This window comes from Deinococcus murrayi DSM 11303 (genome assembly GCF_000482805.1).
Taxonomy (GTDB): domain Bacteria; phylum Deinococcota; class Deinococci; order Deinococcales; family Deinococcaceae; genus Deinococcus; species Deinococcus murrayi.
In genome coordinates this window covers 2,501-27,972 of sequence record NZ_AXWT01000031.1, presented here as the reverse complement: position 1 = coordinate 27,972, position 25,472 = coordinate 2,501, and the positions used below count along the sequence as shown (strand labels likewise).

Genomic DNA, 25,472 nt, shown 5'->3' with positions numbered 1-25,472 from the left:
CGCCCCCCTTTGCGGACAGGGCACCGCAAATGTGGACGTCAGACCGTCCCCTGGGTAAGCAGGAAGAGCCCATGGTGTACCCTTCTCCTGAGCCGAGTCTCTACTCGAAACCGTCCAAACTTTGGGGCCAGCCCAGGACGCGACGTCCACCCGAACCTGATGGAAGTAGTTCTTCGCCCGCTGTGGCGGTACGTCAGGGAAGAGTTTGCGCTGGAGGGTGATAAGGCTAGCTTCGCCATGGCGCAGGAGGAAGGCCAGCACCTCCACAGTGCGTCCGAGCCGAAACCGTACTGGCTCTCCGTCGACTTCTAACGCGGTCTGCCCCAGGGTTCGGAGGAACAGTCGGGGAGGACGGATTGGACCGAGGAGGGCTTGGCGCTCGAAGCTTTCCGAATGGCGGGTTCGCAGATGGGCGTGAATCTGTGGCACGAGGCGCCACTCTGGATCCAGGAAGGGGGAACTTGGAAGCGCTGCGGCGGTTTCCGCGGCCCGCTGAAGATGTTCCGTTCGTTCGCCAGGGGCCACTTCGGCGAGGGCCAGGCGGACCCGCAAGAGATCCCGCAGGTGACCGCTAGCGGCAAGGAGTTCCTCCGCTTTCTGGAGTCGCATCACGCCACACCTCTCTCCCCTGCGCGCCTGCCACAAGCCCGCGCGGTGATCGAGCAGCGCCTGGTCGTAGGGAGTCTTGACAAGATGTTCGGCTCGGCCAAGTTGAAGTCGAGCTTGGGTGTCATCTCCGTCCAACATTGCCAAGGTGAGCAGACCCAGGCGCAGCCGCAACTCTGTCCGGGGATGCTCCTGTGCATTGGACAGGAGCGCCGTGAACATTTTGCGCGCACCCGCGACCTCCCCCCTGGCCCAGAGAAGCTGGGCCTTGAGTTCGCCGCGGAGTAGTTCCGTGACGGGTTCCTCCCGTTGTTTGAGGGCCTCTTCGGCTTCGTCCAGCCGCCCCAGGGCCAAGAGTGAAGCTGCCTGAGCCACCTGCGCATATGCTTGCCTGTCATTGTGCCCGCGTTCGGTCGCAAATGTCAGGTAGGCCAGGGCAGGCACGTGTTCGTCGAAGTGGCCGTGCAGGTGCCCCAGCAAGGTGGCGACGGAAACCTGTACGTCGAGGGGAGCGTTGGCTGCGAGACTCCAGGCCTGCATAGCAAGGTCGAAGAGGGTGTCGCGCTCTTCTCCGAGCACCCAGAGGATGCGTGTTCGCTCGCGGTACCACAGTGCTGCGTCACCCGGTACCAGATCCTCCGGCTTCACCCCATTGAGTACCTGTAGGGCGAGAGCTGGGTGGCCCTGCCGGAAATGCAAATAGGCCAGATGCACGGCGGCCACCCGAACACCGAGGGTGAGGGCCTGCTGAAGCTTCAGGGCAGCTTCCGGGAGCTGGTTCAGATGCAGAAGGCAGACTCCGGCCCAGTGCAGATCCTCGGCTGCTGGCTGTGCCAAGGTCCTGAACTGCTCGACACCGCAGGCGTAGTCTCTCGCCTGCGCCGCCTGCCGGACGGTATTCATGATCAGAGAATACTGTCCAAGCCGTCGCTCAACGGATGCAAACCGGCACGTTCCTACGGTCTCGCTATGACCGTAACGTACTGGTTTCGTCGCCTTCTGACCGTCCTACTGCTCGTCGCCTTCAGCCTGCCAGCGCACGCTGATCCAGACTATGTAGGGCCACCGAAACTCCCGCTGTCCCAGTCTGTACCAAGCTACGGAACCCAGCCGTAAGGCGTGAAGAGTATCCCGCGCAACTTCGGCAAGAATCTAAGGGGACCTGAAGGTGCAGCAGCGCAGGCATGTTCCTCTCTTGAAGCCCGGCCCAGATCGGCCCCTAAGGTGTTGTGGTTCCTTTGTCCTTTTACCCCCAGGTGAACTCCTAACCTCCTCGGGAAAGCTGTCACTTTGCGCTTGGTAGCAGCTTCCTTAGACTTCCCCCAAAGTGAACGAGGTCCCCCGCGCTGCTCACCCGCTGCGGCTCACTCCCCGCCCAGGCCCGCAGGAGGTCGAGGTCATGGCTGCTCTTGGCAAGGAGAAAGGGAGCCGCTGGGGGAGAAGCCCGCCAGTTGCCCCGCACGTAGGAATGGGCATAGTGCCACCACGCCACGTTCTCCGCGAGACTGATCCCGACCAGCCGCCCCAGCCGTCCCGACCGCAGCCCCGCCGCCACCGCCCGGAAAAAGGGGGTCGCCCGCAGCACGTGGCAGACCGTCACCCGCCCCGCCGAGGCCGCCTCCGCCGCGAGCAGCCGCCCCAGCTCCGCCTCCTCCAGGCAAATCGGCTTTTCCAGCAGCACGTCATACCCCAGTGCGAGCGCCCGCACACACGGCTCCACGTGCTCGTCGTCCGGGGTGGCCACCACCACCGCATCGGCCACCCGGCCCAGCGCAAAAAACTCCTCCCAGTGGGTCAAGCACGCTTCTGGCCCCAGCCCATGCCGCGCGGCCACCTCCGCCAGCCGGGCCGGACGGGGGTCCACCAGCCAGGCCACCTGCGCCCCCCCCGCCGCGAGCAGCCGGGCGTACACGTCCGCGCCCCGATTGCCGCAGCCCAGGATGGCGACGCGGACCCTCACCGCGCCTCCACCCCCCAGCCCGGCCCCTCTGGCCGCGCGAGGTGCCCGGCGCGCCACTCCAGGCCCCCAAAGGGGTCGTCGGCCAGCAGCAGCGCCCCATCCAGGTCGGCCCAGTCGCAGGCCCCCGCCAGGTGCGCCGCCGCCGCAATGCCCAGCGAACTCTCAATCATGCAGCCCATCATCACGCTCATCCCATTTGCACGGGCGAGCCGCAAAGCTTCCAGCGCCTGCAGCGGCCCCCCCAGCTTGGCGAGCTTGAGGTTGACCCCGTCAAAGGCCCCCGCCAGCCGGGGCACGTCCGAGGCGCGGTGCAAGCTCTCGTCTGCGACGATGGGCACGCGGGAGAGGCGGCGCAGCTCGGCGTGGCCCTCCAGGTCCTCTGCCGCGAGGGGCTGCTCGACCAACTCGACCTCGGCGGCCTCCAGCACCCCCAGCAAGCGCCGCGCCCGCGCCCGGCTCCAAGCCGCGTTCGCGTCCACCCGCAGCGCCACCCCAGGGGCCTCCTCGCGCAGGGCCTCCACAATCTGCTCGTCGCGGCCCGCGCCGAGCTTGACCTTGAGCACCCCGTGCCCACGGGCCACCGCCGCCCGCGCCTCGCGCCGCATCACGTCCAGCTCGGCCAACCCCACCGTGAAACTGCTTTCCGGCAGCGGCGCGGGGGACAGCCCCAAAAGCCGCCACACCGGAACCCCGCACGCACGGGCGCACCACTCCAGGGCCGCCATCTCCAGGGCGCATTTCACGCTAGGATGGTGAAAGGGCATCACCGCCCGCAGCCGCGTCCGCAGCCCCTCCCAGTCCCAAGGGTCCGTCAGGGCGGGGGCGAGGAGCGGCAGCACCGCCTCCACCGTGCCGCCCGTCTCGCCGTAAAAGGCGTTGGGGGCGGCCTCGCCCCGGCCCGTCACCCCACCTTGGGCGAAGGTGACCAAGGTCCGCGGGTAGCTCGCGTGCGTCCAGCGGGCGATGCCAAAGGGCCGCGCCGTGTGCAGCTCGCGGGTCTCCCAGGCCACGCGGCCCGGCCCCCCGGTCACGCCGACCACCGCCCAAATCCCGTCAGCACACCAGCCAGCCGCGCCCCGTACTCGCCCTCGCCGAGCGTCTCGACCGTCACCCGCATGTGGGTCGCGTTGGCGTGGACCATCCGCCGCTCATCCAGCATCAGCCCGACGTGACCGGGAAAAAAGGCGAGGTCGCCCCGCTGCGGGGTCGCTACCGGAGTCAGGAACTCCTGTTGCAAGTCCGCGTCCCGCGGCAGCGCGAAGCCCGCCCACCCGTAGGCCAGCCCGGTCAGCCCGGAGCAGTCTAGCCCCCAGGCGCTGCGCCCGCCCCACACGTAGGGCGTCTCCAGCAGCCGCAGGGCGACCTCGGCCACATCCGCCGCCCGAAGGGGGGAGAGGACCCCCTCGCCCACCCAGGCCCCGCTGCCGTCCGGCAGCGTCACGGGCACCCAGCGCCGTCCCGACTCAGTCACGACCGCCCCCGCCCCCCGCGTGAGCACTGCCCCCCAGCACAGCTCGGCCACCACGGGCTGGCTCACCCCCGGCCCCGCATAGGCGTGCGCCCGCAGCGCCCCCACCGTGAGCCGCTCCTCCCCGGCGGGTCTCTCGCCCAGCAGCACCCCCTCGCGCCGCGCCCAGCCGAGATATCCGTCGGCGACCGTCCGCACCCGCACCCACGCGCCCGCCTCCCAGAGCAGCTCCAGCGCCTCGCCCGGCCAGGCTTCCGTTACCTGCGGGGCGAGCGCGTCGGGGCGCGCCCGCAGGCTCAGGCGGGCATTCCCCGCGCGGGCGGGCCGCCCGGTCACCCAGGTCCAGCCCCGCTGCGGAAGGAGGCCGCGCAGCCGTTCTTCCGCCCACCCCTCCTCCGGGTCATAGGCGTGGGTGCGGGGGTCGGGGAGGGAGGTCGGCACGGTCATCCCTCAAAGGTAGCGCGTGAGCCACCGCGCCCAGTTGCCCCCCGCGACCGCCGCCCGGTGCGCCGCGGGCAACACCTCCAGCACCCGCCCCACATCCCGGTAGCGGTCCACCCCCGCCGGGGCCTTTTCCTGCCCGAAGCCACCGTCGAGGTCGGTGCCCAGCCCGATATGGTCCCAGCCCACCAGCCGGGCGTAGTGCCGGGCGTGCGCGGCGACCGTCGCCAGCCCCGCGCGGGGCTGACCCGGCCCCCACCCCGCCCGCAAAAACGGCGAGAGCAGCACCAGCCCGATGACCCCGTCCCGTTCTCCAATCGCCCGCGCCATCGCGTCACTGAGGTGGCGGTTGCCCGGCACCAGGGCGCGGCTGTTCGCGTGGGTCGCCACCACCCGCGTGCCGAACGCCAACGCCTCCCAAAAGGCCGCGTCGTCGAGGTGCGAGGCGTCCAGCGCGACGCCGAGGCTCCGCATCGCCGCCATCAGCTCGCGCCCCGCTTCCGTCAGGCCGCCCGGCGCGTCTGTGCCCCCGGCGTAGCGGGTGCGCCCCCAGGCCGGGCCGAGCACCCGTACCCCCGCCCCCACCCAAAAGCTCAAGTCGTCCGCGTCCCGCACCGGGTCTGCCCCTTCCATCAGCAGAACGGCCCCCAGCGGCGCGGCGGGGTCCGCGAGGTGCGCCGCCACCTCCGCCCCCGTTCGCAGCAGCCGCAGGTGTCCGGCATCCTCCCAGCGGCGGTACTGGTCGAGCTGGGCGAGCGCTTGCCGCCGCGCTCCCGCGTGGTCCGCGTAGCCCTCCGGACTCTCCGGCCCCTGCGGTTGGGCAAACAGCGTGGCCAAACACACCCGCGTGCCCGCCGCCCGCAGCTCGCCAAAGGTGACGGTCGCCGTCTGGCCCGGCACCGGGTCGGCCCGGCGCAGTTCTTCCAGCTCTAGCGTGAGGTCACGCCCCAGCGCCGCCCCGAACGCGAGGTCGAGGTGGCCGTCAATCATCCCTCTACCGACGCTTGCACCAGCCCCAACACGTCCGAGAGGCGGTGCAGCGCCCCCGGCTCGCGGCCCTCCAGGTCGATGAGGGCCGCCCGCAGCCCCAGCGCCCGCGCCGCCGCCACGTTCTCCGGGCGGTCATCCACAAAGAGCACCTCTGCCGCCTCCAGTCCCAGGGCGTCCAGCGCAAAGGAGAACGCTCCCGGCTCCGGCTTGTGCACCCCCACCGTGCAGGTGGCAATCGCCACGTCGACGAGGTCGGCGAGGCCCAGGGCGTCCAGCGTGCGCCCGATGCTCGGCAGGGTGTTGCTCAAGACCCCCACCTTCAGGCCCCAGGCCCGCAGCGTCTCCAGGACCAGGCGGGCGTCCTCCACCGGCTTCATGAAGCGCTCGTAGGGATAGGCTGCCAGCAGCTCTCCCGCCTGCGCGTCCGTCAGCCCCAGCGTCCGCCCCAGCTCGGCCCGGTAGCCCTCCCAAAAGGCGGCTTCGTCCTCCTCCGAGCGCAGGTGCCACCACCCCTCCGCGTGCGCCGCCCAGGTCGCGGCCATCCGCCGCCCCGCTTCCCCGGCCTCCAGCCCAAAGCGGGCCGCCGCCCACGCCGCCGCCTCGCGGTATACGCCGCGGTCGGTGCGGGCCAGGGTGTCGTCACGGTCAAAAAGCACCCCCCGCAGGGGCACCTGGGGGCGGTCGTCCGGAGTCACCATGTCCGGCAGTCTAGCGCCCCACTCGCCCGCGCCGTTTTCGCAATCTGGTTGCGTGCCCCTAGTGCAGATGCCCCCACCACGCAACAGCGTTGTTCATCCCCGCCCCAGAGTGCTACAGTCCCCCGTATGAGCGCCCGCCCCCATGTCCTGCTCACACCCGGTCCCACGCCCCTGCATCCCGCTGCGCAAGCAGCCCTCGCTGGGGAAGAGGCCCTGGGGCACATGGACCCGGCGGTGTTCGCGGTCAACCGGGAGATTCAAGCGGACCTGCGAACCCTTTACGGTGCCCCAGTGGGCACCTTGACCGCCCTGCTTGCGGGCACGGGCAGCCTGGGCATGGAGGCGGGCTTTGCCAACCTGCTGGAGCCGGGCGACCCCGTGCTGATCGGGGTGAACGGCTCGTTCGGAGCGCGGATGGTCGAGATGGCCACCCGCGCTGGCGGGCGGGTCCGCACGGTGACAGCCCCCCCCGGCGAGGCCCTCTCCCCGCAGGCTTTTGCAGACGCGCTTGCCGGGGAGGAGGAAGTCCGCCTCGTCGCGCTGGTGCACGGCGAGACGAGTACCGGGGTCCTCAATCCCCTTGCCGAAATAGCGCAGGTCGTGGCCCCCAGCGGGGCGCTCCTGAGCGTGGATGCGGTTGCCACCGCCGGAATGCAGCCCTTTGACATGGCGGGCCTGGGGGCCGATTACGTCTACACCGGGTCACAAAAGGGCCTCTCGGCCCCCCCCGGCGTGGCCCCGGTCGCCGTGAGTGGGCGTGCCCTCGCCCGCCACGCGGCCCGGCGCACCCCGACTCCTCTGTGGTACGCCGACTTTGCGGGCCTGCGCGACTATTGGGAAGCCCACAGCTACCATCACACCGTGCCCGTGCAGCTTCATTTCGCCCTGCACGCGGCGCTGCGGGCCGCCCTCGCTGAAGGCCTCCCGCAGCGCCAAGCCCGCGCCGCCGCCATCGGAGAAGCGGTCCTCGCGGCCCTCACGCCGCTGGGCTTTACCCCCTTCGTGCCGACCCCCGCACACCGCCTGCCCACGGTCCTCGCCCTGCGGTTGCCGCCGGGGCTGGACGACGCCGCTACCCGCGCCGCCCTGCGCGAGCGCGGCGTCAGCGTCGCGGGCGGCATGGGACCCACCGCCGGGGTCATCTGGCGGCTCGGCCTGATGGGCGAGGGCGCGCGCCCCGCCCTCTACGAGCGCTTCCTCTCCGAGCTGGAGGGCGTGCTCGGCGTGCGCGGGGTGACGCAGCGCTTCCAGGAGGCATTGGGGGTGGGCGCCTAGGCTCTAACCCATCCGCCCGGTGCGAATCACGTCCGCAATCACCGCGGGCAGCTTCCAGGCGAGCACGTCAAAGGCGGAGGACGCGTAGTCGTAACTCACCTTGTGCAGGGTCACCCGCGGCTTACGGCCCACGCAGTCCACGATGGCGACGTCGGCCCCCGGCTCCGAGTTCAGGCTCAGGCCCACCGAGCCGGGGTCCACGAAGGTCGTGTCGCCGACCACCCGCACGAAGGGCACGTGCGTGCCCCCGACCACGACCACCCGCGCCCCCAGCGTCTCGGCGAGGTCTTCCAGTTCGCGCTCTGGGGCCATCAGGTCCAGCCGCTCTTCGGGGTCGTGCGGACTGCCGTGGAAGTAGCGCACTCGCCCCACCGGGGTGGTGAGGCGGCCTCCCGGCGGCAGGCGGCGCAGAAAGTCGAGCTGTCCCGGCGAGAGCACCCCCCGCGTCCAGTGCAGCACCTGCTCGGCCACCCCGTGCCGCTCCGAGCGCCGTCCCAGGTCCAGGGCCACCCGCAGGTCACTCGACCCCAGGCCAGCGGTCCAGCCCTCGCGCTGCACATAGTCAATCACTGGCCCCGGACTCGCCCCATACCCCACCAGGTCGCCCACCACCACGACCCCCTGAACCTCCGCCCCCGCCAAAAAACGCCCGGCGGCGGTGAGCGCGTGAATATTGCCGTGCAGGTCACTGAGAAAAGCCAGTCGCAAAGTGCCCCCATGCTAGGGCATCTGTCCCCGCGCCCGCGCCGAATGCCCCCGGTCGGGTGGGCGCTTATCATGGCGCGGTGCATCCCCTCCGTCTCCCACCCCCTCTTCTCGCCGCCCTGCTCGGAGTGCTGCTTGCCGCCGCCGGGCTGCCGCTGGAGTGGAGCTTTCTCGCGTATATCCCCCTCGCCGTCCTGCTGCTGTACGCTGCGCAGGCCCCCAGCGCGCGGGCACTCGCGGGCCGGGTCTTCTGGGCGGGCGCGGCCTACAGCGCGGTGCACCTGTGGTGGCTTACCGCCTTTCTGGGCAAGCTCTTTGGATTTGCCCCGCTGGGTGCCCTGGCCCTCGCCCTTTTTGCGCTCGAGGGGGCCTTTCTCGCGGTTATGGCCTGGCTCGCCGCCCGGCTGACCCACTCGCCCGAAGCGCGGGTGTGGGCGCTCGCGGGCGGCTGGGTCGTGCTGGAGTGGCTGCGCTTTCTGGGGCCGCTCGCCTTTCCCTGGCCCACGCTGGGCTACACGCTGCTGCCCACCCCCGCCATCCAGGTCGCCGACCTCGGCGGGGTGCTGCTCGGCAGCGTGCTCGTGGCCGCGACCGCCGCTGCGCTCGTCAGCTTCTGGTGGGGGAGACGCGGCCCCCTCGTCTTGCTGTCGGCGGCTTGGCTCGCGGCCCTCGCCTACGGGGTTACTCGCGTGCCGGGGCAGGGGCCAGCGCAGCCCCTGCTCGTGCTGCGCACGGACGTGGACCTCTTTGACCGCCGCGTGCCGGAAGACGCCCTGTATCAGGCCTCTGTCCGCCTCACCGCCCAGGCCCGCCGCCCCGCCGAGGTTGCCATCTGGAGCGAGAGCGCCGTGCGCGACCCCAGCTTGCTGCCCACGGTCCCCGCGAACGGCCTCTACGGGGTCAGCTCCTACGGGGTGCCCCGGCGCAATACGGTCCTCGCCTGGGACGGCGCGGCGGTTACCGCCCAGACCGACAAGGCCCGCCCGGTCCCCTTTGGTGAGTACTTCCCGCTCTATGACACCTGGCCGGGCCTCTACCGCCTCATCGAAGCGGGCGTGGGCTTCGCCCTCGGCCCCAACCTGCCCCCCGCCGAACGGGTCACGCCCCTGACACTGAATGGGGTGCGCTACGGGGCTTACGTCTGCTACGACTCGGTCTTTCCCTGGGTGAGCCGCCAGCTCGCCCGGCAGGGGGCCGAGCTGCTCGTCAATGTCAGCAACGACGGCTGGTACGACGGCTGGGGGGTGCAGCAGCACTTCCTGATGGGCCGGGTCCGCGCCATCGAAACCCGGCGCTGGGTGGTCCGCAGCGTCAACCGCGGCATCGCCGGGGCGGTCGACGACCTGGGCCGCCCCCGGCAGACGCTCGCGCAGGGCGAAGGCGCGGTCCATGTCCAGCCCCGCCGCCTGACGGGGGAGACCCCCTACGTGCGCTTCGGTGACCTGCCGGCGCTCTTGCTCGCCGCGCTGCTGGTGGGGTACGGGGTGTGGCTGGACCGGGCTTACTGGAAGCCCTCGACCACGTCGTCGAGGTCGTCTTCGGGCAGCTCGACATAACGCCGGGTGGTGTCCACCCCCTCGTGGCCCAAAAAGCCCGCCACCCGCGTGAAATCCCGCGTCGCCGCATAGAGCTGGGTGCCTGCGTACTTCCGCCCCGCGTGAAAGCCCCGGAACTCGTGTTCGCGGCCACATTTCAGCGCGAGCTTCTGGAGGCGGCTGTAAGCGGTGGAGTAGGCCCGCCAGGGGAGGACCCGGCCCGCGGGCACGGGCGGGCGCACCGCGGCCAGGGCCTCCCGCAGCCGGGCGCTCAGCGGCACCCGCCGCGCTTTGTCCCCCTTGCCGTGGGCGACGAGGAGGCGGCGGCGCTCTAGGTCGACGTGTGCCCACTCCACTGCGAGGGCCTCGGCAATCCGCAAGCCCGCGTGCGTCAGCAGCAGCAGCAGCACGCGCTCGTGCGGGTCGGCCTCGGCCAGCAGCGCCCCCACGAAGTCGGCGCGGTAGGGCGGGTTTTTGACGATGCCCTTGGTGCGGTCTTTGGGGCGCCGCACGTCCGCGAAGGGGTCAGCGTCCGTCGCCCCGGCCCAGCGCAGCGCCCGGTAGAGGGCGGAGGCCGCTGCCACCCGCGCCTGCACCGTCGCGGGTTTGAGGCCCGATTGCGCCAGGGCCGCCACATACAGCCCCGGCTCACGCCGACCAGGGTGCAGCAGATTCCAGCCGTGCGCGGCGGCGTGTTCCACCAGCACCTCCACGCCCTTGCGGTACGAGCGCAGGGTGTGCGGGCTGAGGCGCACGCCGCCCACCGTGTCAGTCGTGAGGTACGCGAGCGTGAGCGCCCACAGGTCCTCGAACGACTTGTCCCGCGCTGCCGTCACGGCCCGAACGCGCAGTGCCTCGTCACTCAAGCTGCTGAAGCTGCGAGCCTGCGCGAGGCGGTCACCGACGTAGGGCAGCAACTCACCGGACATGGGGTCCGATGATAACATGCCTTATCAACGAAGGGCGGGCGCAGAATATCCCCGCTCTGGGCGGGGGGCGTTGGCACGCTCAGGTATCCAGCTCGCCCTTGCGAATCGGCGTCAGAAACTGAATCGCGCCGGGCAGGATGCGCGCGGTAAAGGGCGTGGTTTCGACGTGCAGCTCGCCGTCGTATTGCAGCGGAAACGGGTCGTCGGCGTCCACGGTGACGGCCTTGGCCTCCAGCGTCTCCAGGTTGCCGGAAAACACCGGGTCCGAGAGATTGAGCTTGACCAGCACCGAGTCAATGAGATTGGGGACCAGCCGCAGAATGTTCCCGGCCTTGAGCAGCACCACCGTGAACTTGCCGTCGGACGGACTGATGTCCGAGGTGATGGGCAGTCGGTAGTTGGCCATCCCGAAGTTGGCCACCATCACGCCGATGCCCTCGAAATCGCGCCGCTCGCCGTCAATGGTGAGGTGAAAGGTGGTCTTTTTGGGGTTGAGCTGTTTCATCGCGCTCATGACGTAGGCCATCGCGCCGAAGCGCTCCTTGAGGTCCTCCGAGTCGCGAATCATGGCGGCGTCGGCCCCCGCCCCCGCGAGCATCGCAAAGCCGCTCTTTTCCTCCCCAACCTCAATCTCGCCGAGGTCCACCCGCACGGCGTGCCCGCCTGCGACCACCTCTGCAAGCCCCGCGGGGTCACGCGGCAGGTCGAGGTTCTGGGCAATCAGGTTGGCGGTCCCGGCGGGATAGGCCAGCAGGGGCACGTCCCGGTAGCGGGCGGCGTAAGCGAGGCTGCTCACCGTGCCGTCTCCCCCCGCCCCGACGAGCAGGTCGAACTCGGCGAGGTCCGCGACGTACTCGGCCATCTTGGTCTCAGGCCGCAGCTCGCGCTCGGTGACCTGGGCACCCCCCGCCCGCAGCGCGCTTAGAAAGTCCGGGAGACCGCTGTCGCCCTGGCCGCTTTTGGGGTTAAAGATGACGAGAACACGTTTTCCGTTCAGGCGTGTCAGGTCGGAGCTGGGGGTGGGGGCCGCGCTGGGGGGGGGCGTTTGACCGGTCATGCGGGGCTTATTAGACTGCGGCTGCGGAGGCTTTCCCTATGCGTGTCTTTCTTGCTTCTTTACTGTTCGCCGGGGCGCTGGCCTCGTGCGCTCCCCGCGAGCAGGTTGTCGCGGGCGTCACGGTGACCCCGGTCCTGGTCAAGCTCTCCGAACCCGCCCCGCGGGGGGGCACCCTCACCATCCAGGGCCGTTACCTGGGTGGCCCGCAAACCGGACGGGTGCGCTTGGGGGCCACCGAGACCGGCGAAGGCGGCTACCTCTTCCCCGCCGCCAGCGTCCGCTCCTGGACCGACAGCGAAATCGTCCTCACCATTCCCGCCGACGCCCCAACGGGGGGGTCGTGGCTCTTTGTCGAGGTGGCCGGAAAACGCTCGACGGGGCTGCCGTACAGCGTGAGGCCCTAGAGGAAGCGGTCAGCCGTCAGCTCCCAGCCGCCAGCGAGCGGAGCCTCAGCCCAGCGCTGAGGCCTTTTTGCTGACGGCTGATAGCTGATAGCCGACCACTATCAGCTATCCTCCCAGGGTTATGGCTGTGCAGCGCCCCAAGGGCACCCAAGACCACCTCCCGGACGGCAGTCCAAAACTCTCGCGGGACCTTCAGGCCTCGGCATTTCTCCACGTGCAGGATGTGGCCCGGCGAGTGCTGGAGCGTTCTGGGGCGCAGTTTATCGCCACGCCCCTGTTTGAGGAGGCCGAGCTGGTGCGCCGGGGGGTGGGCGGCTCGACGGACATCGTGCGCAAGGAGATGTTCACGGTCTATTACTTTGGGGACCACGGCGGGTACGTGCTGCGGCCAGAGGGCACGGCGGGCATCGTGCGGGCGTATCTGCAAAATGGCCTGCGGCAGCTTCCCGCGCCCCTCAAGCTGTGGACCCACGGACCGATGTTCCGCGCCGAGAACGTGCAAAAGGGCCGCTTGCGGCAGTTTCACCAGGTGGATTACGAGGTGTTGGGGTCCGCCGAGCCGCTCGTCGATGCCGAGGCGATTTGGCTGATGTGGGAGGTCGTGCGCGAGCTGGGGCTGCGGGGGGCACAGGTCAGGCTCGGCTCTATCGGCGACCCCGCCGACCGCGAGCGCTACAACAGCTACCTGCGGGCGCTGTTCGGCCCGCACGTGGCGCGGCTCTCGGACGACTCCCAGGAGCGCTTGACGCGCAATCCGATGCGGATTTTGGATTCCAAGAGCGAGGGGGACCAGGCGCTGATTCGCGAACTCGGCGTGCGGCCCATGCTGGACTTTCTGGGCGAGGAGGCGCGGGCGCATTTTGAAGCGGTGCAGGCGTACCTGCGGGGGTGGGGGGTGCCCTTTGAGCTAGACCCCGCCATCGTGCGGGGACTGGACTACTACCGCCGCACCGCCTGGGAGCTGCACCATACCCAGGTGGGGGCCAAGTCCGCGCTGGGCGGGGGCGGGCGCTACGACGGCCTCGCGGCGCAGCTCGGCGGTCCGGAGGTGCCGGGCATCGGCTGGGCGTTTGGCATCGAGCGGCTGCTGCTCGCGCTGGAGGCGGAGGGGGCGGCGTTTCCGGAAGCGAGCGGGCCGCTGCTCTTTGTGGCTGCGCTTGACGAGGAGAACGTGGCCCTGGCGGCATCGGTGGCGCTAGGGGTGCGCTCCTCGGCCCGCGCCGAGTTCGCCTACCGGGCGCTGAGGCCGGGAAACATCTTCCGCGAGGCCGAGCGCCGCCGCGCCCGCTTTGCCGCGCTGCTCGGCTCTGAGGAGGTAGCAGGGGGCACGCTCACCCTCAAGGACCTCAGGACGGGCGAGCAGCGGACGGTGCTCCTCGGCGAGTTGCAGCGCGTTTTGCACGACCTTCAGCGGGAACCACAAGCACAAGGACAATGACCATGAAACGGACCTGTTATATCGGCGAACTGACAAGCGAGCGGCTGGGCCAGGAGGTCACCCTCCAGGGGTGGGCGGGCCGCCGCCGGGATTTGGGTGGGCTGATTTTTATCGAGCTGCGCGACCGCTCCGGCACCGTGCAGGTGGAGGTCGAGCCGAACTCGCCCGCTTTCGCGCAGGCGAACACGGTGCGGGCCGAGGACGTGCTGGAGGTGCGCGGACTCTTTCGCGAGCGCCCGGCAGGGCAGCGCAAGGGGGGCTGGCGGATTACGAGGTCGCTGCCGCCGAACTGACGGTGCTGAGCCGTGCCCAGACGCCGCCCTTTGAACTCGACCGCGGGGGCGAGGTGGCCGAGGACATCCGGCTGAAGTACCGCTACCTCGACCTGCGGCGACCGGAGATGACCCGCAATCTGCTGCTGCGTTCGAAGGCGGTGGCGGCGGTGACGGCTTTTCTCGACCGCGAGGGCTTCGTGAATGTGGAAACGCCGATGCTGACGAAGTCCACGCCGGAGGGGGCGCGTGACTTTTTGGTGCCCTCGCGCCTGAACCGGGGCGAGTTCTACGCGCTGCCGCAGTCGCCACAGCTCTTTAAGCAACTGCTGATGATTGCGGGGCAAGACCGCTACTACCAGCTGGCCCGCTGCTTTCGCGACGAGGACCTGCGCGCGGACCGTCAGCCGGACTTTACCCAGCTCGACATGGAGATGAGTTTTGTCACGCAAGATGACGTGTTGGAGTTGCAAGAGCGGCTGCTCGCGCACGTGTTCCGCGAGGTGCTGGGCGAGGAGCTGCCTCTCCCCTTTCCGCGGCTCCCCTACCGTGAGGCGATGGACCGTTACGGCTCGGACAAGCCGGACTTGCGCTTTGACCTCTCCTTGGTGGACGTGACGGACCTCTTTGCGGGCGGGGGCTTTCAGGCGTTTGCCTCGGCAGAAACGGTGAAGGTGCTCGCCGCGCCGGAGCTGACCCGCAAGCAAATCGACGAACTGGAGCGGGTCGCCAAGCAAAACGGCGCCAAGGGGCTGGCCTGGCTGCGGCGCGAGGGCGAGAGCTTGACCGGGGGCATCGCCAAGTTCGTCTCGCCGGAGGTGGCGGCGGCGCTGCTGGAGCGCACGGGCGTGGCGGCGGGGGGCACCCTGCTCTTCATGGCGGGCGAATGGAAGACGGCGGTGACGGCGCTGGGGGCGGTGCGGCTCGCGCTGCGCGACCTCTTTCACCTCGCGGCGGGGGGGCCGCGGTTCCACGTGTCCTGGGTGGTGGATTTCCCGCAGCTTGAATGGGATGAGGAAGCGGGGCGCTGGACCTACATGCACCATCCCTTTACGGCCCCTCATCCGGAGGACGTGGCCCTCTTTGGCACCGAGCGGCAGGGCGAGATTCGCGCCCAGGCGTATGACCTCGTGCTCAACGGCTATGAGGTGGGTGGCGGCTCCATCCGCATCCACGACCCGGCGGTGCAGGCGCAGATGTTCGCGGCGATTGGCTTTTCGGAGGCGCAGGCCCGCGAGCAGTTCGGCTTCTTCATGGACGCCCTCGCGTACGGCACGCCTCCGCACGGCGGCATCGCCTGGGGCTTTGACCGCCTGGTGATGGTGATGGCCGGGGCCTCCAGCATTCGCGAGGTGATCGCCTTCCCCAAGAACAACCGCGGCGCGGACCTGATGGCCCAAGCTCCGGCCCCGGTCTCCCCTGCCCAGCTCGCGGAGGTGGGCGTGCAGGTTGTGGCCGAAGGCTAAAGGGAGAAGTGGGGGGGTGTGGGGCCTTCCCCATTTCTCAGACAGGAAAGTGAAAGTATTCACGATAAATCTGGTCGTGAAAGTTTTATTTGGTTGGGGAGGGGAGGTGCCGGCGGTCGGCGAGGCGAATGACCTGCCAATCCGGACCCATGCGGCGAAGTTCAGTGAGGGCGGCGTTGGCGTGGGCATAGCGGCGGTCTGGCCACAGCGCCCGCAGGTCCAGGCCGAGCAGCCGGGCGAGGGCCGCCGTGAGCGCCCCGCCGTGCGAGACGACGATAGGAGTGTCTGGCCGGGAGAGGGGGCCTTGCAGAGCGGTGAGAAAGCGGTCGGCCACGCCGCTGAGGGTTTCCCCACCCGCGAAGCCAAAGGCGCCGCCGGGCAGCTCCAGCTCATGGGCGTGGGTGACGAGATGGGCATAGGGGCGGCCCCGCCAGTGGGGACCAACTTCGATTTCCTGGAGGCCGGGGAGGACGGTCACGCCGACCCCCAGCGCGTCCGCGATGGCCTGAGCGGTTTGGCGAGCGCGGCGAAAGGGGCTGGCGTAGACGGCGGCGGGGGCGTCCCAGGGCAAGCCCGCGAGGTGAGCGGCGACCGCCCGCGCCTGCGCCTCTCCCACGGCATCGAGGGGGTCGTCGTGGCTCGCGCCGAGGGTCTGGGCGACGTTGCTGGCGGTCTGGCCATGACGCACGAGGAAGAGGCGGTCGGCGGGCATGGGCCGAGTCTAGCGGGGCAGGCTCAGGCCGCCCCGTCTCCCTCGGCGGCGAGGACCCCAAAGCGGGCGAAGAGTTCTTCGGCGTACCAGCCTTCCTGCCGGGTGCGGGCGATGGCCTCGCGGTGTCCGGCCCCGGCGTAGGCGTAGGCCCGCACGCTCGCGGCGTCCCGCCACACGCTGAAGGTGGCCTGCGAGAGCAGGGGGATATCCCCCAGGCCCAGGGTGAGCAGCAGGCCGGGCTGCTTGTGCAGGTCCTCTTGGGCGGCGGGCACGGCGGACCAGAAGGCGCGGAGGCGGGCCGGGCGGATGGCGGCGCGGGTGAGGACGGCGAGGGGACCCGTGAACGTGTCGGCAGTCGGGGAACCGAACGGCTCCTGCCCCCCCCAGCGGCCCTTGGAACGCAGCGGGCGCAGGAGGAAGGTGGTGCTCTGCGTCAGGTGCGCCCGCTCGCGCTCACGCCAGGGGGACGCTTCGAAGGCGCGGAAGGACGCCTCGTCCTGCCAGACCGCCAGCCGCGCCCAGCGCTGGGGGTCGATGCCCAGGCGCAGGTCTGCCCCCCGGCCCGTGCCCAGCAGCCGGAAAAAAGTCAAGCCCGGCACCCGGCGCAGGGAGAGGGGGTCCGTGCCCATCCGCAGCCAGCCGCGCCAGGCCCCAGCGGGGGGGTAGCGGTGGACCGTCAGGGTGACGAGGGGGAGAAAAAGCACGGGAAAGAGTGTAGGACGAGCGTCATCCCTGTCGCGGTGAGGGGGCCTACCTCTCCCCTATCCTCTGGGGCGTGCATCTCGACGACCTGCCCGTGCTGCCCGCCTCGCCCGGCGTGTACATCTTCCGCCAGGGGGGCACGCCCATCTATATCGGCAAGGCGGTGAATCTGCGCTCGCGGGTGGCGCAGCATTTCAAGGCCGGGGGTAAGAGCGGCAAGTTCACGGCGCTCGCGGACACGCTGGAGTTCATCACGGCACGCAACGAGGTCGAGGCGCTGGTGCTGGAGGCCAACCTCATCAAGCAGCACCGCCCGCATTACAACGTGCTCCTCAAGGACGACAAGCACTATCCCTTCCTGAAGCTGACGAATGAGGAGTTTCCCATGCTGGTGGTGACCCGGCGGGTGCTAAAAGACGGGGCGAGCTACTACGGGCCGTACCCGGACGCTTCGGCGGTGCGGCGGGTCAAGCACCTGGTGGACACGATGTTTCCGCTGCGGAAGAACTCCGGGCTGCCCCTGCAGAAAAAGCCCCGGCCCTGCCTGAACTACCACATGAATCGCTGCTTGGGGCCGTGCGTGGATGCCGCCGACCCCGGCGAGTACCGGCGGGCCGTGGAGGACGTGCAATCCCTCTTGGAGGGCCGCGCCGCCCCGGTGCTCGCCCGGCTGCGCGAGGACATGCGGGCGGCGGCGCGGGCGCAGGACTTCGAACAGGCGGCCCGGCTGCGGGACCGGGTGGCGGCGGTGGAAAAGCTGTTCGGAACCGAGCAGCACGCCTTTGTCTCGGAGGAGACGGACCTCGATTTTCTGGGGGCGGCGCAAGCGGGCGAGTACGCGATGGTGCAGCTGTTCCGGATGCGGGGGGGGCGGGTCGTGGGCCGCGACAAGCGCTTTCTGACCGACGCGGAGGGGGGCGGGGACCTCGGCGAGGTGCTGGGGGCTTTTGTGGGGGACTATTACGCGCAGGCGACGCACGTGCCGCCCCTCATCCTGCTGCCCGCCGAGTTCGAGGACGCGCCCGCGTGGAGCGCGCTCCTGAGCGAGCGGGCGGGCCGCCGGGTGGAGATGCGCACGCCCAAGCGTGGGGACAAAGTGGACCTCATCGAGATGGCGCAGCGCAACGCGGCGGCGGGGCTGGAGTCCGAACTCGCGCTGCTGGAGCGCCGGGGCGACCATCCGGGGCTGGACGCGCTGCGGGAGGTGCTCGCCCTCCCAGAGCGGCCCTGGCGCATCGAGGGGTATGACAACTCCAACCTGTTTGGGACGAATATCGTCTCTGGGATGGTGGTCTTTGAGGGGGGGCGGGCGCGCCGAGGCGAGCACCGGCGCTTCAAGGTGCGCGGGCTGACCAACCCCGACGACTACGCGGCGATGCACCAGACGATCACCCGGCGCTTTACCGGGTCCCTTGCGGACAAGCTGCCGCTGCCGGACCTCATCCTGATTGACGGGGGGCGGGGGCAGGTGAATGCGGCGCTCGACGCGCTGCGGGGGGCGGGCGTGCGGGTGCCGGTGGTGGGCCTCGCCAAGCGGGAGGAGCGGATCATCCTGCCGGGGCGGTTCGGGGCGCAGTGGTGGCTGGAGGGGGGAAGCGAGGTCGGCGTAGACCGCGAGCTGCTGCTGCCGCACACGCATCCGGCGCTGCGGGTCCTCATCGGGGTGCGCGACGAGGTGCACCACTACGCGGTGAGCTACCACCGCAAGCTGCGCGGGGAGGGGATGCTCAGAAGCGTCTTTGACGACCTGCCGGGTATCGGCCAAAAGCGGCGGGACGCGCTGCTGGAGCACTTTACCAGCCTGGAGGACCTGGCCGCCGCGCCCGTCGAGCAGATTGCGGGGGTGCCGGGAATGACCCTGCGGGCGGCGCAGAGCGTGAAAGACTTCTTGCAGGCGCGGGCGGCGAACGAGGCTCCGGCGTAGGGGGCGGCCCGCCAAGATTCTCTGATTCTCTCTATTCTCCGGGCGATGACCCGTCCCCCTTCCGCCGTGCCCACCGTTCACGACAGCCGCACCCTGATGGTAGAGGACCTGTCCCGGTTGCTGGCGCACCTGCCCTTCGGTGCGGCAGCCCCTGGGGCCATGCGGCCGCTGGTGCTCGACGAGAACGTCTTGGAAAAGAGCACGTTCCGCACCCGCGTGGCCTCACTCGGCTACCTGCGCCGCCTGTACCCGCTGAGCGGCTCTCTGATGCACTGCGCCCCCTTTCGGGAGCTGTGGCAGAGCACAGAGGCGCGGGGTGCCCTGGCCCTGCTGCTGGCCCTTGACCGCGACCGGCTGCTCGCGCGCAGCGCGCCTTTTGTCCTGAGTTTGCCCGTGGGCCAGGCCGTCACCTGGCCGGACCTCGCCCGATTTTTGCGGGCGCAGGGCGAATGCTTCAGCGACAAGACCCTCGGCAGCAGCGCTCGCAATCTGCTCTCCAGTTGGAGCCAGGCGGGGTGGCTCAGCCGCCAGGTTCCCAAGCGGCGCACCCGTCCTCCGGTGACCCCGGAAGCGGCAGCCCTGGCACTGCTGCTGGGCTACCGCGGAGGGGCGCGGGGGCTGGCCCTGCTGCAGACCCCCCAGGCCCGCGTGTTGGACAGCAGCCCGGACACGCTGGACGAGTTGGCCTTTGCCGCGGCGCGGCGCGGGTGGCTGACCTACCGACGCGTCGCGGACGTGCTGGAGGTCACCTTTCCGGGCTGGGAAGGCGCGACGGAGGAAGCCCCATGACGGCGGTCGAGCGGTTGCTGCAACGCTACCGCGCCCAGCTGGCGCTGCCCTGGTCCGGCTCGCTGTCGCCGACCGAGCGGGTGTGGGTGGCGGTCTACGACCCCGCCGATGAACGCCGCCTGCGGGCCGCGCTGCCGAGCTTTGAGCTGGCCACCCGACAAGCGGGCTGGACCTGGCACGCCCTGGACCTCACCGCGGCCTTTGCCGAGTGGATGGCGGCTCATCCCTACCGCGAGGCCTATTTTGCCGAGCCGGAGCTGCTGGCCGGGAGCCTGAGCGCGTTTGAGGAGGCGCTGGCCCTGCGGGTGCGGCAGACTCTGGAAGCCGCCGAGCCGCGCAGCGTGGTGGGGGTGGTCGGGGCGGGCAGCTTGTACGGCCTCACCCGCGTCTCCCGCCTGATGGAGCGGACGTCTCCGGCGCTGCGGGGCCGCATGCTGCTGTTTTTTCCGGGCCGCGTGGAGGGCCACAACTACCGGATGTTCGGCGCCCGCGACGGCTGGAACTACCACTCCATTCCCCTGACCCCCTGACCATTCCCCAAAAGGAGCCCATTTCCGTGCTGAATGCCGACGTTTTTGCGCGCAATCCCCTCCAGTTCAATCTTCCCAACAGCGGGGTGACCCGCCTGGACACCCCAGCCAGCGACGCGGAATGGGCCACCTTGCGCTGGGAGCTGCAAAGCTTCGTGTGCGAGGGGCAGTACGCCCGCGGCCTGAGCCGCTTGCTGACCGGCTACCTGGCCCGCGTGAACGAGTCTGACCAGCCCTCGTGGTGGGTCAGCGGGTTTTACGGGTCGGGCAAGTCGCATTTCGTGCGGGTACTGGAGCACCTGTGGGCGAACACGCGCTTGCCGGACGGCAGCACGGCCCGCTCGCTCGTGCACCTGCCCGCGGAAGTGTCGGACGCGCTGCGCGAGCTGGACACCGTGGGGCGGCGCGAAGGAGGCTTGTGGGCCGCGTCCGGCACGCTGGGCGCCGGGGCCGACGGGGCGGTGCGCCTCGCCTTCGTGACCATCCTGTTCCGGGCAGCGGGACTGCCGCCAGCTTTTGCCCCGGCCCGGCTGGTGATGTGGCTTCAGCAAAAGGGCGTGCTGGAGGCGGTGCGGAAGGCGGTGGAGGCCGCGGGCGAGCGCTGGCGCTTTGCGCTGGACAACCTGTACATGTCTGTGCCGCTCTCGGCGGCCATTTACGCGCAGGTGCCGGGCTTTGCGAGCGAGGCCGAGGTGCGGACGCTGCTGCGAGAGCAGTTTCCGCACAAGACGGACCTCAGTGACGAGGAGCTGCTGAGCGTCACTGCGGACGTGCTGGCGCTCGTGAGCCGGGAGCCGGGCCGCCTGCCCTGCATGCTGGTGGTGCTCGATGAGGTGCAGCAGTTCATCGGCGACAGCGTGAGCCGGGCGATGGAGGTGCAGCAGCTCACCGAGACGGTGAGCAAACGCTTTGGCGGCAAGCTGCTGCTGGTGGGCACCGGGCAGTCGGCGATGGGGGCCACTCCGCAGCTGGAGCGCATCAAGGCGCGGTTTCCGCAGCCCATCGAGCTGAGCAGCGCGGACGTCGACCACGTGGTGCGGCAGGTCATCTTGCGCAAGGACCCCCGGCACGTACCGGCCCTGGAGCGGGTGCTGGAGCAGAGCAGCGGCGAAATCAACCGCCACCTGCTCGGCAGCCGCCTGGCTCCCCGCGAGGAAGACCGGGCGGTGCTGGTGGCCGACTACCCGATACTGCCCGCCCGCCGCCGCTTGTGGGACGAGTTCCTGCGGGCGAGCGACCGAGCGGGCAGCAGCGGGCAACTGCGCAGCCAACTGCGGGTGGCGCACGAGGCCAGCCGCGAGGTGGCCTCCCTGCCGCTGGGCCACGTGGTGGGTGCCGACTTCGTGTATGCGGCGCTGGCCCCCAGCCTGCTGAGTTCGGGGGTGCTGCTGGGTGACACCCATACCCTCATCGAGCGCCTAAACGACGGCACACCCGACGGCAGGTTGCGCCAGCGGGCCGCGCAGCTCATCTACGTGCTCTCGCGCCTTGACCCCCGGCTGGGGCTGCGCACCACCGAAGCGACCCTGGCCGACCTGCTGGTCGAGGATCTGGGGGCCGGGAGTGCGGCGCTGCGTGCCCGGCTCCCCGACGTGCTGCGCGGGCTGGTCGAAGGCGGGCAACTCATGCAGACGGGCGACGAGTACCGCCTGCAAACCCGCGAGGGTGCGGAATGGGAAGGAGCCTTCCGCAGCGCGTACAACCGCTTCAAGGGCGACGAGGTGCGGCAGGTGCAGGAGCGCGACGCCCTGTTGCGCCAGGCGGTGGAAGCGGCCCTCAGGGGCGGCCTGAGCGTCAACCAGGGGGCCAGCAAGACCACCCGCAAGGCCGAGCTGTTCTACGCCGCGCCGCCCGCGGGGGGCAACACCCTGCCCGTGTGGGTGCGCACCGGCTGGAGCGAGACGGTGGCTTCCGTGCAGGCGGACGCGCTGGCCGCCGGGAACGAATCCCCCACCGTCTTCGTATTTCTGCCGGAGCCGGAGCGGGAAGCGCTGAAGACGGCCCTGGCGAGCTGGCTGGCCGCCAAGGACGTGCTGGCCGCGCGCCCGCACCCGACCACTCCGGAGGCGCGGGAGGCGCAAGCGGCGATGCAGACGCGGCTGGGCACCGCGCAGGCCGAGGTCGAGCGCCTGATTGCAACCAGCGTGGACCGGGCGCGGGTCTTTCAGGGCGGCGGGCAGGAAGTCGAAGGCGGGTTGCGGGCGGGGGTTCAGGCGGCGTTGCAGGCGGCTGCCGTCCGGATGTACCCGCAATTCCCCGCCGGGGACCACGCCCGCTGGGACACCGCGCTGCGGCAGGCCAAGCAGGGCAATCAAGGGGCGCTGGAAAGCGTGGGGCACGCGGCGGACCCGGCGGCCCATCCGGTGCTGCGGGCCGTCCTCGCGCAGGTCGGCGCGGGCAAAAAGGGCAGCGAGCTGCGCAAGACCTTTCTGGCGCCGCCCTATGGCTGGCCGCAGGACGCGATTGACACCGCCCTGGTGCTGCTCACGCTGACCGGGCACCTGCGGGCGCTGCATAACGGCGCACCCGTGGAAGCCCGGCAACTGGACGCCCAGCGGCTGACCGCTTCCGAGTTCCGCCCAGAGAGTGTGACCCTCACCAAGGGGCAGCTCATCGGCGTGCGGGGGCTGTACCAGCACGCGGGCCTCACCCCGCAGACTGGGCAGGAGGCGGCGCAAGCGGCGAGCTACCTCGCCCGGCTCGCCGAGAAACTCGCGGCCTCTGGCGGCGAGCCACCCCTGCCCGAACCGCTCAGCACCCCGCTGCTCGGCGAGCTGCGGCTGCTGAGCGGCAACGAGCTGCTGCTGCGGCTGGCCGAGTCGCGCGAGGCCCTCAAGGCGCTGCACGACGAGGCGGGCGCCCGCGCCGACCTCATCGCCCGGCGGCAAGACCACTGGCAGAAGCTGGGCCGGCTGCTGCGCCACAACCGCAACCTGGAGTTGCAGGCGCAGGCCGACGCCATCCGCACGGGCCGACTGCTGCTCTCCGAGCCTGACCCGGTGGTGCCGCTGGCGAGGGAGGTCATGAACGGCCTGCGGGAGGAACTGAACGCCGCACTGAACGCCTACGCGGGGGCCTACGCGCGGGGGGCGGCGGCGCTGGCGGGTATGACCGAGTGGCAGGCCCTGCCGGAAGCGGAGCGGACGGCGTGGCTGGCCCGCATGGGCATCGAAGCCCCGGCCACAGAGCGGCCCGGCGGCATCAACGACGTGGTGAACGCGCTCGACCGGCGTGGCCTGAGCGAATGGCAGGCGCTGACCGAGGCGCTGTCCGCCCGCTTCGCCCGCCTGCGCGAGGAACTTCTCAGGAGCCTAGAGCCGCAGGCCCGTACCGTATGCCCCCCCCAGGCCACCCTGAAGACGGAAGCGGAGGTAGACGCTTACCTGGCGCAGCTGCGCCGGGAGCTGCTGGAGGCCGTCGGCGCGGGGGACGTTGTGGTGATTGTGTGACAGGGCAGACGCTTTTCTGGGAGGCAGCGAGGTTGACCTATGCCCACTGTTGAACAGTTCGTCACGCCCACCTTCGAGAGTGAGCAGGCGGCCCTCCCGCCGCGGGTCCATAAGCGGGTCCAGAAGGCCATCCGAACCCTCAAGGAGGACCCCACCAACGCCCGGCGCGAGCTGGACATCAAGAAGCTGGAAGAAATCGATGCCTGGCGGCTGAAGATTGACGACTACCGCGTGCTGTACAAGGTGGATGCCCACGGCCAGACGTTTTTCAGCGTGTTGCCGCGCAAGGACGTGTACCGCAAGCTGGGCATTCCGGACGAGGACACGCTGAAAATCGTGCCGGACGTGCCCCTGCCGCGGGTCACCCAGCCGGGGCAGCCCATCCCGCTGCCCCACCCGCTGACCGCCGAGCTGCTCACATCCTGGCGCGTCCCGGCGCAGGCTCAGGCCGCCCTAACCGCCTGCTGCACCGAGGATGACCTGCTGGAAGCCCCGGTGGAGTACGCGGTGTTCAGCCGCGTCGTGGACCTGCTGTACTCGCGCAAGTGGCAAGAACGCCTCGCGCAGCCGCAGTACGTCCTGAGCCGCCCCACCGACCTGGAAGACCTCGCCGAAGGCAAACTGACCACCCGGCTGCTGCGCCTCGACGAGCACCAACGCCGCATCAGCGCCCTGCACCTGGAAGACGCCCGCGCCCCCATCGTGGTCAAGGGCGGGCCGGGCAGCGGCAAGAGTACGGTGGCCCTCTACCGCGCCAAGCTGCTCGCCGAGCGCTACCCGGACGCCCGCATCGCCTACACGACCTACACGAAAGCGCTGACGAAAGCCAGCCGGGAACAACTGGCGGTGCTGCTGCCCGAAGACCACGCCCAGATTGAGGTGGAAACGGTGGACAGCCTCACGTTCCGGGCGCTGAGCAAGGTGGAATCCCTGGGCACGCTGCTGGGGCCGGACGATGTCCTCACGGCCACCCTCTTTGAGGAGGTGCTGGACCCCAAACCCCCGCAGCTCAGGAAGTACAGCGCCCGTTACATGCTCACCGAAATCTTCGACGTGATTGAGGTCCAGGGCCTCTCCAGCGAGGCGGACTACCTCGCCTCGGCGCGCCTGGGCCGCAAGTCGCCCATGTCTGCCGCCAACCGCAAGTTGATTTGGGCGCTGTACGAGCGCTTTCGGGAACGGGTGGCGAGCGCCAAGGCCCTCACCTGGGCTACCCTGCGCCAACGCACCCTGCACGCCCTGGAGGACGGACGCCTTCAGCCCACGTTGGATTACCTCATCGTGGACGAGGCGCAGGACCTCAGCCCCATCACCCTGCGGATGCTCGCCCGGATGGTCAAAACCCCCGGCGGGCTGTATGTCACCGCCGACGCCAACCAGACGCTGTACGAGAGCAGCTTTTCCTGGGACGCCCTGCGCGAAGGCTGGCCGCAGGCCGAAACGCACCTCCTGAAGCGCAACTACCGCAACACCGCGCAAATCGTGCGGGCGCTGAGCGACGTGCGCGAGGCCCTGAGCCTGAAAGACAGCGAGGCCGCGCTGGACGAGAGCCTGAGCACTGGCCCCCGACCCCGCGTCATCCACGCCCCCGCCGAGCGGCAACTCGACGCCCTGGTCGAGTACCTGCGCGAGGCCAGCCGCGAGAGCCGCGAGCCGCAGCGCAACGCCGCCATCCTGGTGGCCGGAACCCAGAAACAGGCATACGACGAAGGCATGGCCCTCGCCAAAGCCCTGAAAGCCCGCCGACTCAAGGCCAACTACATGAGCAGCAAAGACCTGAAGCTGGATGCCGACTGCATCAAGATTCTCAGCCTGTACACCAGCAAGGGCCTGGAGTTTCCCATCGTCGCCCTTTGGAACGTCACGGATGGCGTGCTGCCCCGCGACGTGTCCGACCTCCCTAGCGAGGAACAGACCGAGGAACAGCTCAAGGACCGCCGACTGTTCTACGTGGGCTGCTCGCGCGCCATGCGGCACCTCGCGGTCTTTACCCGGCCCGACGAGGAAAGCGAACTGCTGTACGACCTGCAAGACGAGAACTGGGACATCCAAGTTCTGGCCTGACCCCGCCCTCATCTGCCCGCACGAGAGACCGAACGGGCAACCGCCCAATTTCCCAAGG

The 25,472-nt window shown here is 70.1% G+C and carries 19 protein-coding genes and 2 pseudogenes; 10 read left to right on the top strand and 11 right to left on the bottom strand.

Annotated elements, in window-relative coordinates:
* The 6 genes and pseudogenes from H565_RS16355 to H565_RS14720 form a co-directional block, all read right to left on the bottom strand.
* Positions 1-1,509: AfsR/SARP family transcriptional regulator (locus tag H565_RS16355; RefSeq protein WP_157468920.1), on the bottom strand; the 1,509-nt coding region annotated here is incomplete at its 3' end.
* Between the two features lie 421 nt (positions 1,510-1,930).
* A pseudogene (locus H565_RS14725) lies at positions 1,931-2,566 on the bottom strand (Gfo/Idh/MocA family protein); the annotation flags it as partial.
* On the bottom strand, positions 2,563-3,597 hold the full coding sequence (locus H565_RS0107675) for a dipeptide epimerase (protein WP_027460529.1): 1,035 nt from the start codon (positions 3,595-3,597) through the stop codon (positions 2,563-2,565). The gene H565_RS0107675 and the pseudogene H565_RS14725, both read right to left, overlap by 4 nt.
* Complete coding sequence (locus tag H565_RS0107670) at positions 3,594-4,481, bottom strand: C40 family peptidase (RefSeq protein ID WP_027460528.1); 888 nt, start codon at positions 4,479-4,481, stop codon at positions 3,594-3,596. Before H565_RS0107670 ends, H565_RS0107675 begins: the two co-directional genes overlap by 4 nt.
* A gap of 3 nt (positions 4,482-4,484) precedes the next feature.
* Positions 4,485-5,465 (bottom strand): dipeptidase, encoded by a 981-nt coding sequence (locus H565_RS0107665; protein WP_027460527.1) that lies wholly within the window; start codon positions 5,463-5,465, stop codon positions 4,485-4,487.
* A complete protein-coding gene (locus H565_RS14720; RefSeq protein WP_027460526.1) occupies positions 5,462-6,163 on the bottom strand; it encodes an HAD-IA family hydrolase in 702 nt (233 codons plus the stop codon). The genes H565_RS0107665 and H565_RS14720 overlap by 4 nt, the downstream gene beginning before the upstream one ends.
* Before the next feature lie 126 nt (positions 6,164-6,289).
* Between H565_RS14720 and H565_RS0107655 the strand changes: the two genes are divergently transcribed.
* The gene (locus tag H565_RS0107655; protein ID WP_027460525.1) at positions 6,290-7,438 is read left to right on the top strand and encodes an aminotransferase class V-fold PLP-dependent enzyme; all 1,149 of its coding nucleotides are present in this window, start codon (positions 6,290-6,292) and stop codon (positions 7,436-7,438) included.
* A 3-nt stretch (positions 7,439-7,441) separates the two neighbouring features.
* Here H565_RS0107655 and H565_RS0107650 read toward each other — a convergent pair whose 3' ends face one another.
* Positions 7,442-8,146: a metallophosphoesterase family protein gene (locus H565_RS0107650; protein ID WP_027460524.1), complete on the bottom strand. Its 705-nt coding sequence runs from the start codon at positions 8,144-8,146 to the stop codon at positions 7,442-7,444.
* A 77-nt stretch (positions 8,147-8,223) separates the two neighbouring features.
* On the opposite strand from H565_RS0107650, the gene lnt reads away from it, so the two are divergent.
* On the top strand, positions 8,224-9,699 hold the full coding sequence (gene lnt / locus H565_RS14715; RefSeq protein ID WP_245576192.1) for an apolipoprotein N-acyltransferase: 1,476 nt from the start codon (positions 8,224-8,226) through the stop codon (positions 9,697-9,699).
* Here the strand turns inward: lnt and H565_RS0107640 are convergent.
* Entirely contained in the window at positions 9,645-10,607 is a 963-nt protein-coding gene (locus tag H565_RS0107640) for a tyrosine-type recombinase/integrase (protein ID WP_027460523.1), read from the bottom strand. The genes lnt and H565_RS0107640 overlap by 55 nt on opposite strands.
* A gap of 79 nt (positions 10,608-10,686) precedes the next feature.
* Complete coding sequence (locus H565_RS0107635) at positions 10,687-11,664, bottom strand: diacylglycerol/lipid kinase family protein (protein WP_027460522.1); 978 nt, start codon at positions 11,662-11,664, stop codon at positions 10,687-10,689.
* Positions 11,665-11,702: 38 nt separating this feature from the next.
* On the opposite strand from H565_RS0107635, the gene H565_RS0107630 reads away from it, so the two are divergent.
* The 3 genes and pseudogenes from H565_RS0107630 (at position 11,703) to aspS (ending at position 15,244) form a co-directional block, all read left to right on the top strand.
* Positions 11,703-12,068, top strand: coding sequence for an IPT/TIG domain-containing protein (locus H565_RS0107630; protein WP_027460521.1), 366 nt, complete (start codon positions 11,703-11,705; stop codon positions 12,066-12,068).
* 121 nt (positions 12,069-12,189) lie between these two features.
* The gene (gene hisS, locus H565_RS0107625; protein WP_027460520.1) at positions 12,190-13,506 is read left to right on the top strand and encodes a histidine--tRNA ligase; all 1,317 of its coding nucleotides are present in this window, start codon (positions 12,190-12,192) and stop codon (positions 13,504-13,506) included.
* A 2-nt stretch (positions 13,507-13,508) separates the two neighbouring features.
* Positions 13,509-15,244: pseudogene (aspS, locus tag H565_RS14710) on the top strand (aspartate--tRNA ligase).
* A gap of 85 nt (positions 15,245-15,329) precedes the next feature.
* On the opposite strand, the gene H565_RS14705 reads toward aspS, so the two are convergent.
* Together H565_RS14705 and H565_RS14700 are read right to left on the bottom strand one after the other, a co-directional pair.
* Complete coding sequence (locus tag H565_RS14705; protein WP_051363479.1) at positions 15,330-15,956, bottom strand: histidine phosphatase family protein; 627 nt, start codon at positions 15,954-15,956, stop codon at positions 15,330-15,332.
* A gap of 23 nt (positions 15,957-15,979) precedes the next feature.
* Positions 15,980-16,660 carry a hypothetical protein gene (locus tag H565_RS14700; protein WP_157468918.1) on the bottom strand — a complete coding sequence of 227 codons (681 nt, stop codon included), beginning with the start codon at positions 16,658-16,660 and terminating at the stop codon, positions 15,980-15,982.
* A 71-nt stretch (positions 16,661-16,731) separates the two neighbouring features.
* On the opposite strand from H565_RS14700, the gene uvrC reads away from it, so the two are divergent.
* Genes uvrC through H565_RS0107585 form a run of 5 tightly spaced genes read left to right on the top strand, consistent with a single transcriptional unit; the run spans position 16,732 to position 25,414 of the window.
* Positions 16,732-18,582 (top strand): excinuclease ABC subunit UvrC, encoded by a 1,851-nt coding sequence (gene uvrC / locus H565_RS0107605; RefSeq protein ID WP_027460519.1) that lies wholly within the window; start codon positions 16,732-16,734, stop codon positions 18,580-18,582.
* A 45-nt stretch (positions 18,583-18,627) separates the two neighbouring features.
* Positions 18,628-19,371, top strand: a complete 744-nt coding sequence (locus H565_RS0107600; RefSeq protein ID WP_034408773.1) for a hypothetical protein — start codon at positions 18,628-18,630, stop codon at positions 19,369-19,371.
* Positions 19,368-19,901 (top strand): BREX protein BrxB domain-containing protein, encoded by a 534-nt coding sequence (locus H565_RS0107595; protein ID WP_027460517.1) that lies wholly within the window; start codon positions 19,368-19,370, stop codon positions 19,899-19,901. Before H565_RS0107600 ends, H565_RS0107595 begins: the two co-directional genes overlap by 4 nt.
* Positions 19,902-19,927: 26 nt before the next feature.
* A complete protein-coding gene (gene brxC, locus H565_RS0107590) occupies positions 19,928-23,350 on the top strand; it encodes a BREX system P-loop protein BrxC (RefSeq protein WP_027460516.1) in 3,423 nt (1,140 codons plus the stop codon).
* 39 nt (positions 23,351-23,389) lie between these two features.
* A complete protein-coding gene (locus H565_RS0107585; protein WP_027460515.1) occupies positions 23,390-25,414 on the top strand; it encodes a UvrD-helicase domain-containing protein in 2,025 nt (674 codons plus the stop codon).
* Positions 25,415-25,472: the final 58 nt, after the last annotated feature.

Coding starts and splice junctions, on each gene's coding strand:
- H565_RS0107670 (WP_027460528.1), bottom strand. CDS start 4,481: ATGACCGTGCCGACCTCCCTCCCCGACCCCCGCACCCACGCCTATGAC.
- H565_RS0107665 (WP_027460527.1), bottom strand. CDS start 5,465: ATGATTGACGGCCACCTCGACCTCGCGTTCGGGGCGGCGCTGGGGCGT.
- H565_RS14720 (WP_027460526.1), bottom strand. CDS start 6,163: ATGGTGACTCCGGACGACCGCCCCCAGGTGCCCCTGCGGGGGGTGCTT.
- H565_RS0107655 (WP_027460525.1), top strand. CDS start 6,290: ATGAGCGCCCGCCCCCATGTCCTGCTCACACCCGGTCCCACGCCCCTG.
- H565_RS0107640 (WP_027460523.1), bottom strand. CDS start 10,607: ATGTCCGGTGAGTTGCTGCCCTACGTCGGTGACCGCCTCGCGCAGGCT.
- H565_RS0107635 (WP_027460522.1), bottom strand. CDS start 11,664: ATGACCGGTCAAACGCCCCCCCCCAGCGCGGCCCCCACCCCCAGCTCC.
- H565_RS0107630 (WP_027460521.1), top strand. CDS start 11,703: ATGCGTGTCTTTCTTGCTTCTTTACTGTTCGCCGGGGCGCTGGCCTCG.
- hisS (WP_027460520.1), top strand. CDS start 12,190: ATGGCTGTGCAGCGCCCCAAGGGCACCCAAGACCACCTCCCGGACGGC.
- H565_RS14705 (WP_051363479.1), bottom strand. CDS start 15,956: ATGCCCGCCGACCGCCTCTTCCTCGTGCGTCATGGCCAGACCGCCAGC.
- H565_RS0107600 (WP_034408773.1), top strand. CDS start 18,628: ATGACCCGTCCCCCTTCCGCCGTGCCCACCGTTCACGACAGCCGCACC.
- H565_RS0107595 (WP_027460517.1), top strand. CDS start 19,368: ATGACGGCGGTCGAGCGGTTGCTGCAACGCTACCGCGCCCAGCTGGCG.
- H565_RS0107585 (WP_027460515.1), top strand. CDS start 23,390: ATGCCCACTGTTGAACAGTTCGTCACGCCCACCTTCGAGAGTGAGCAG.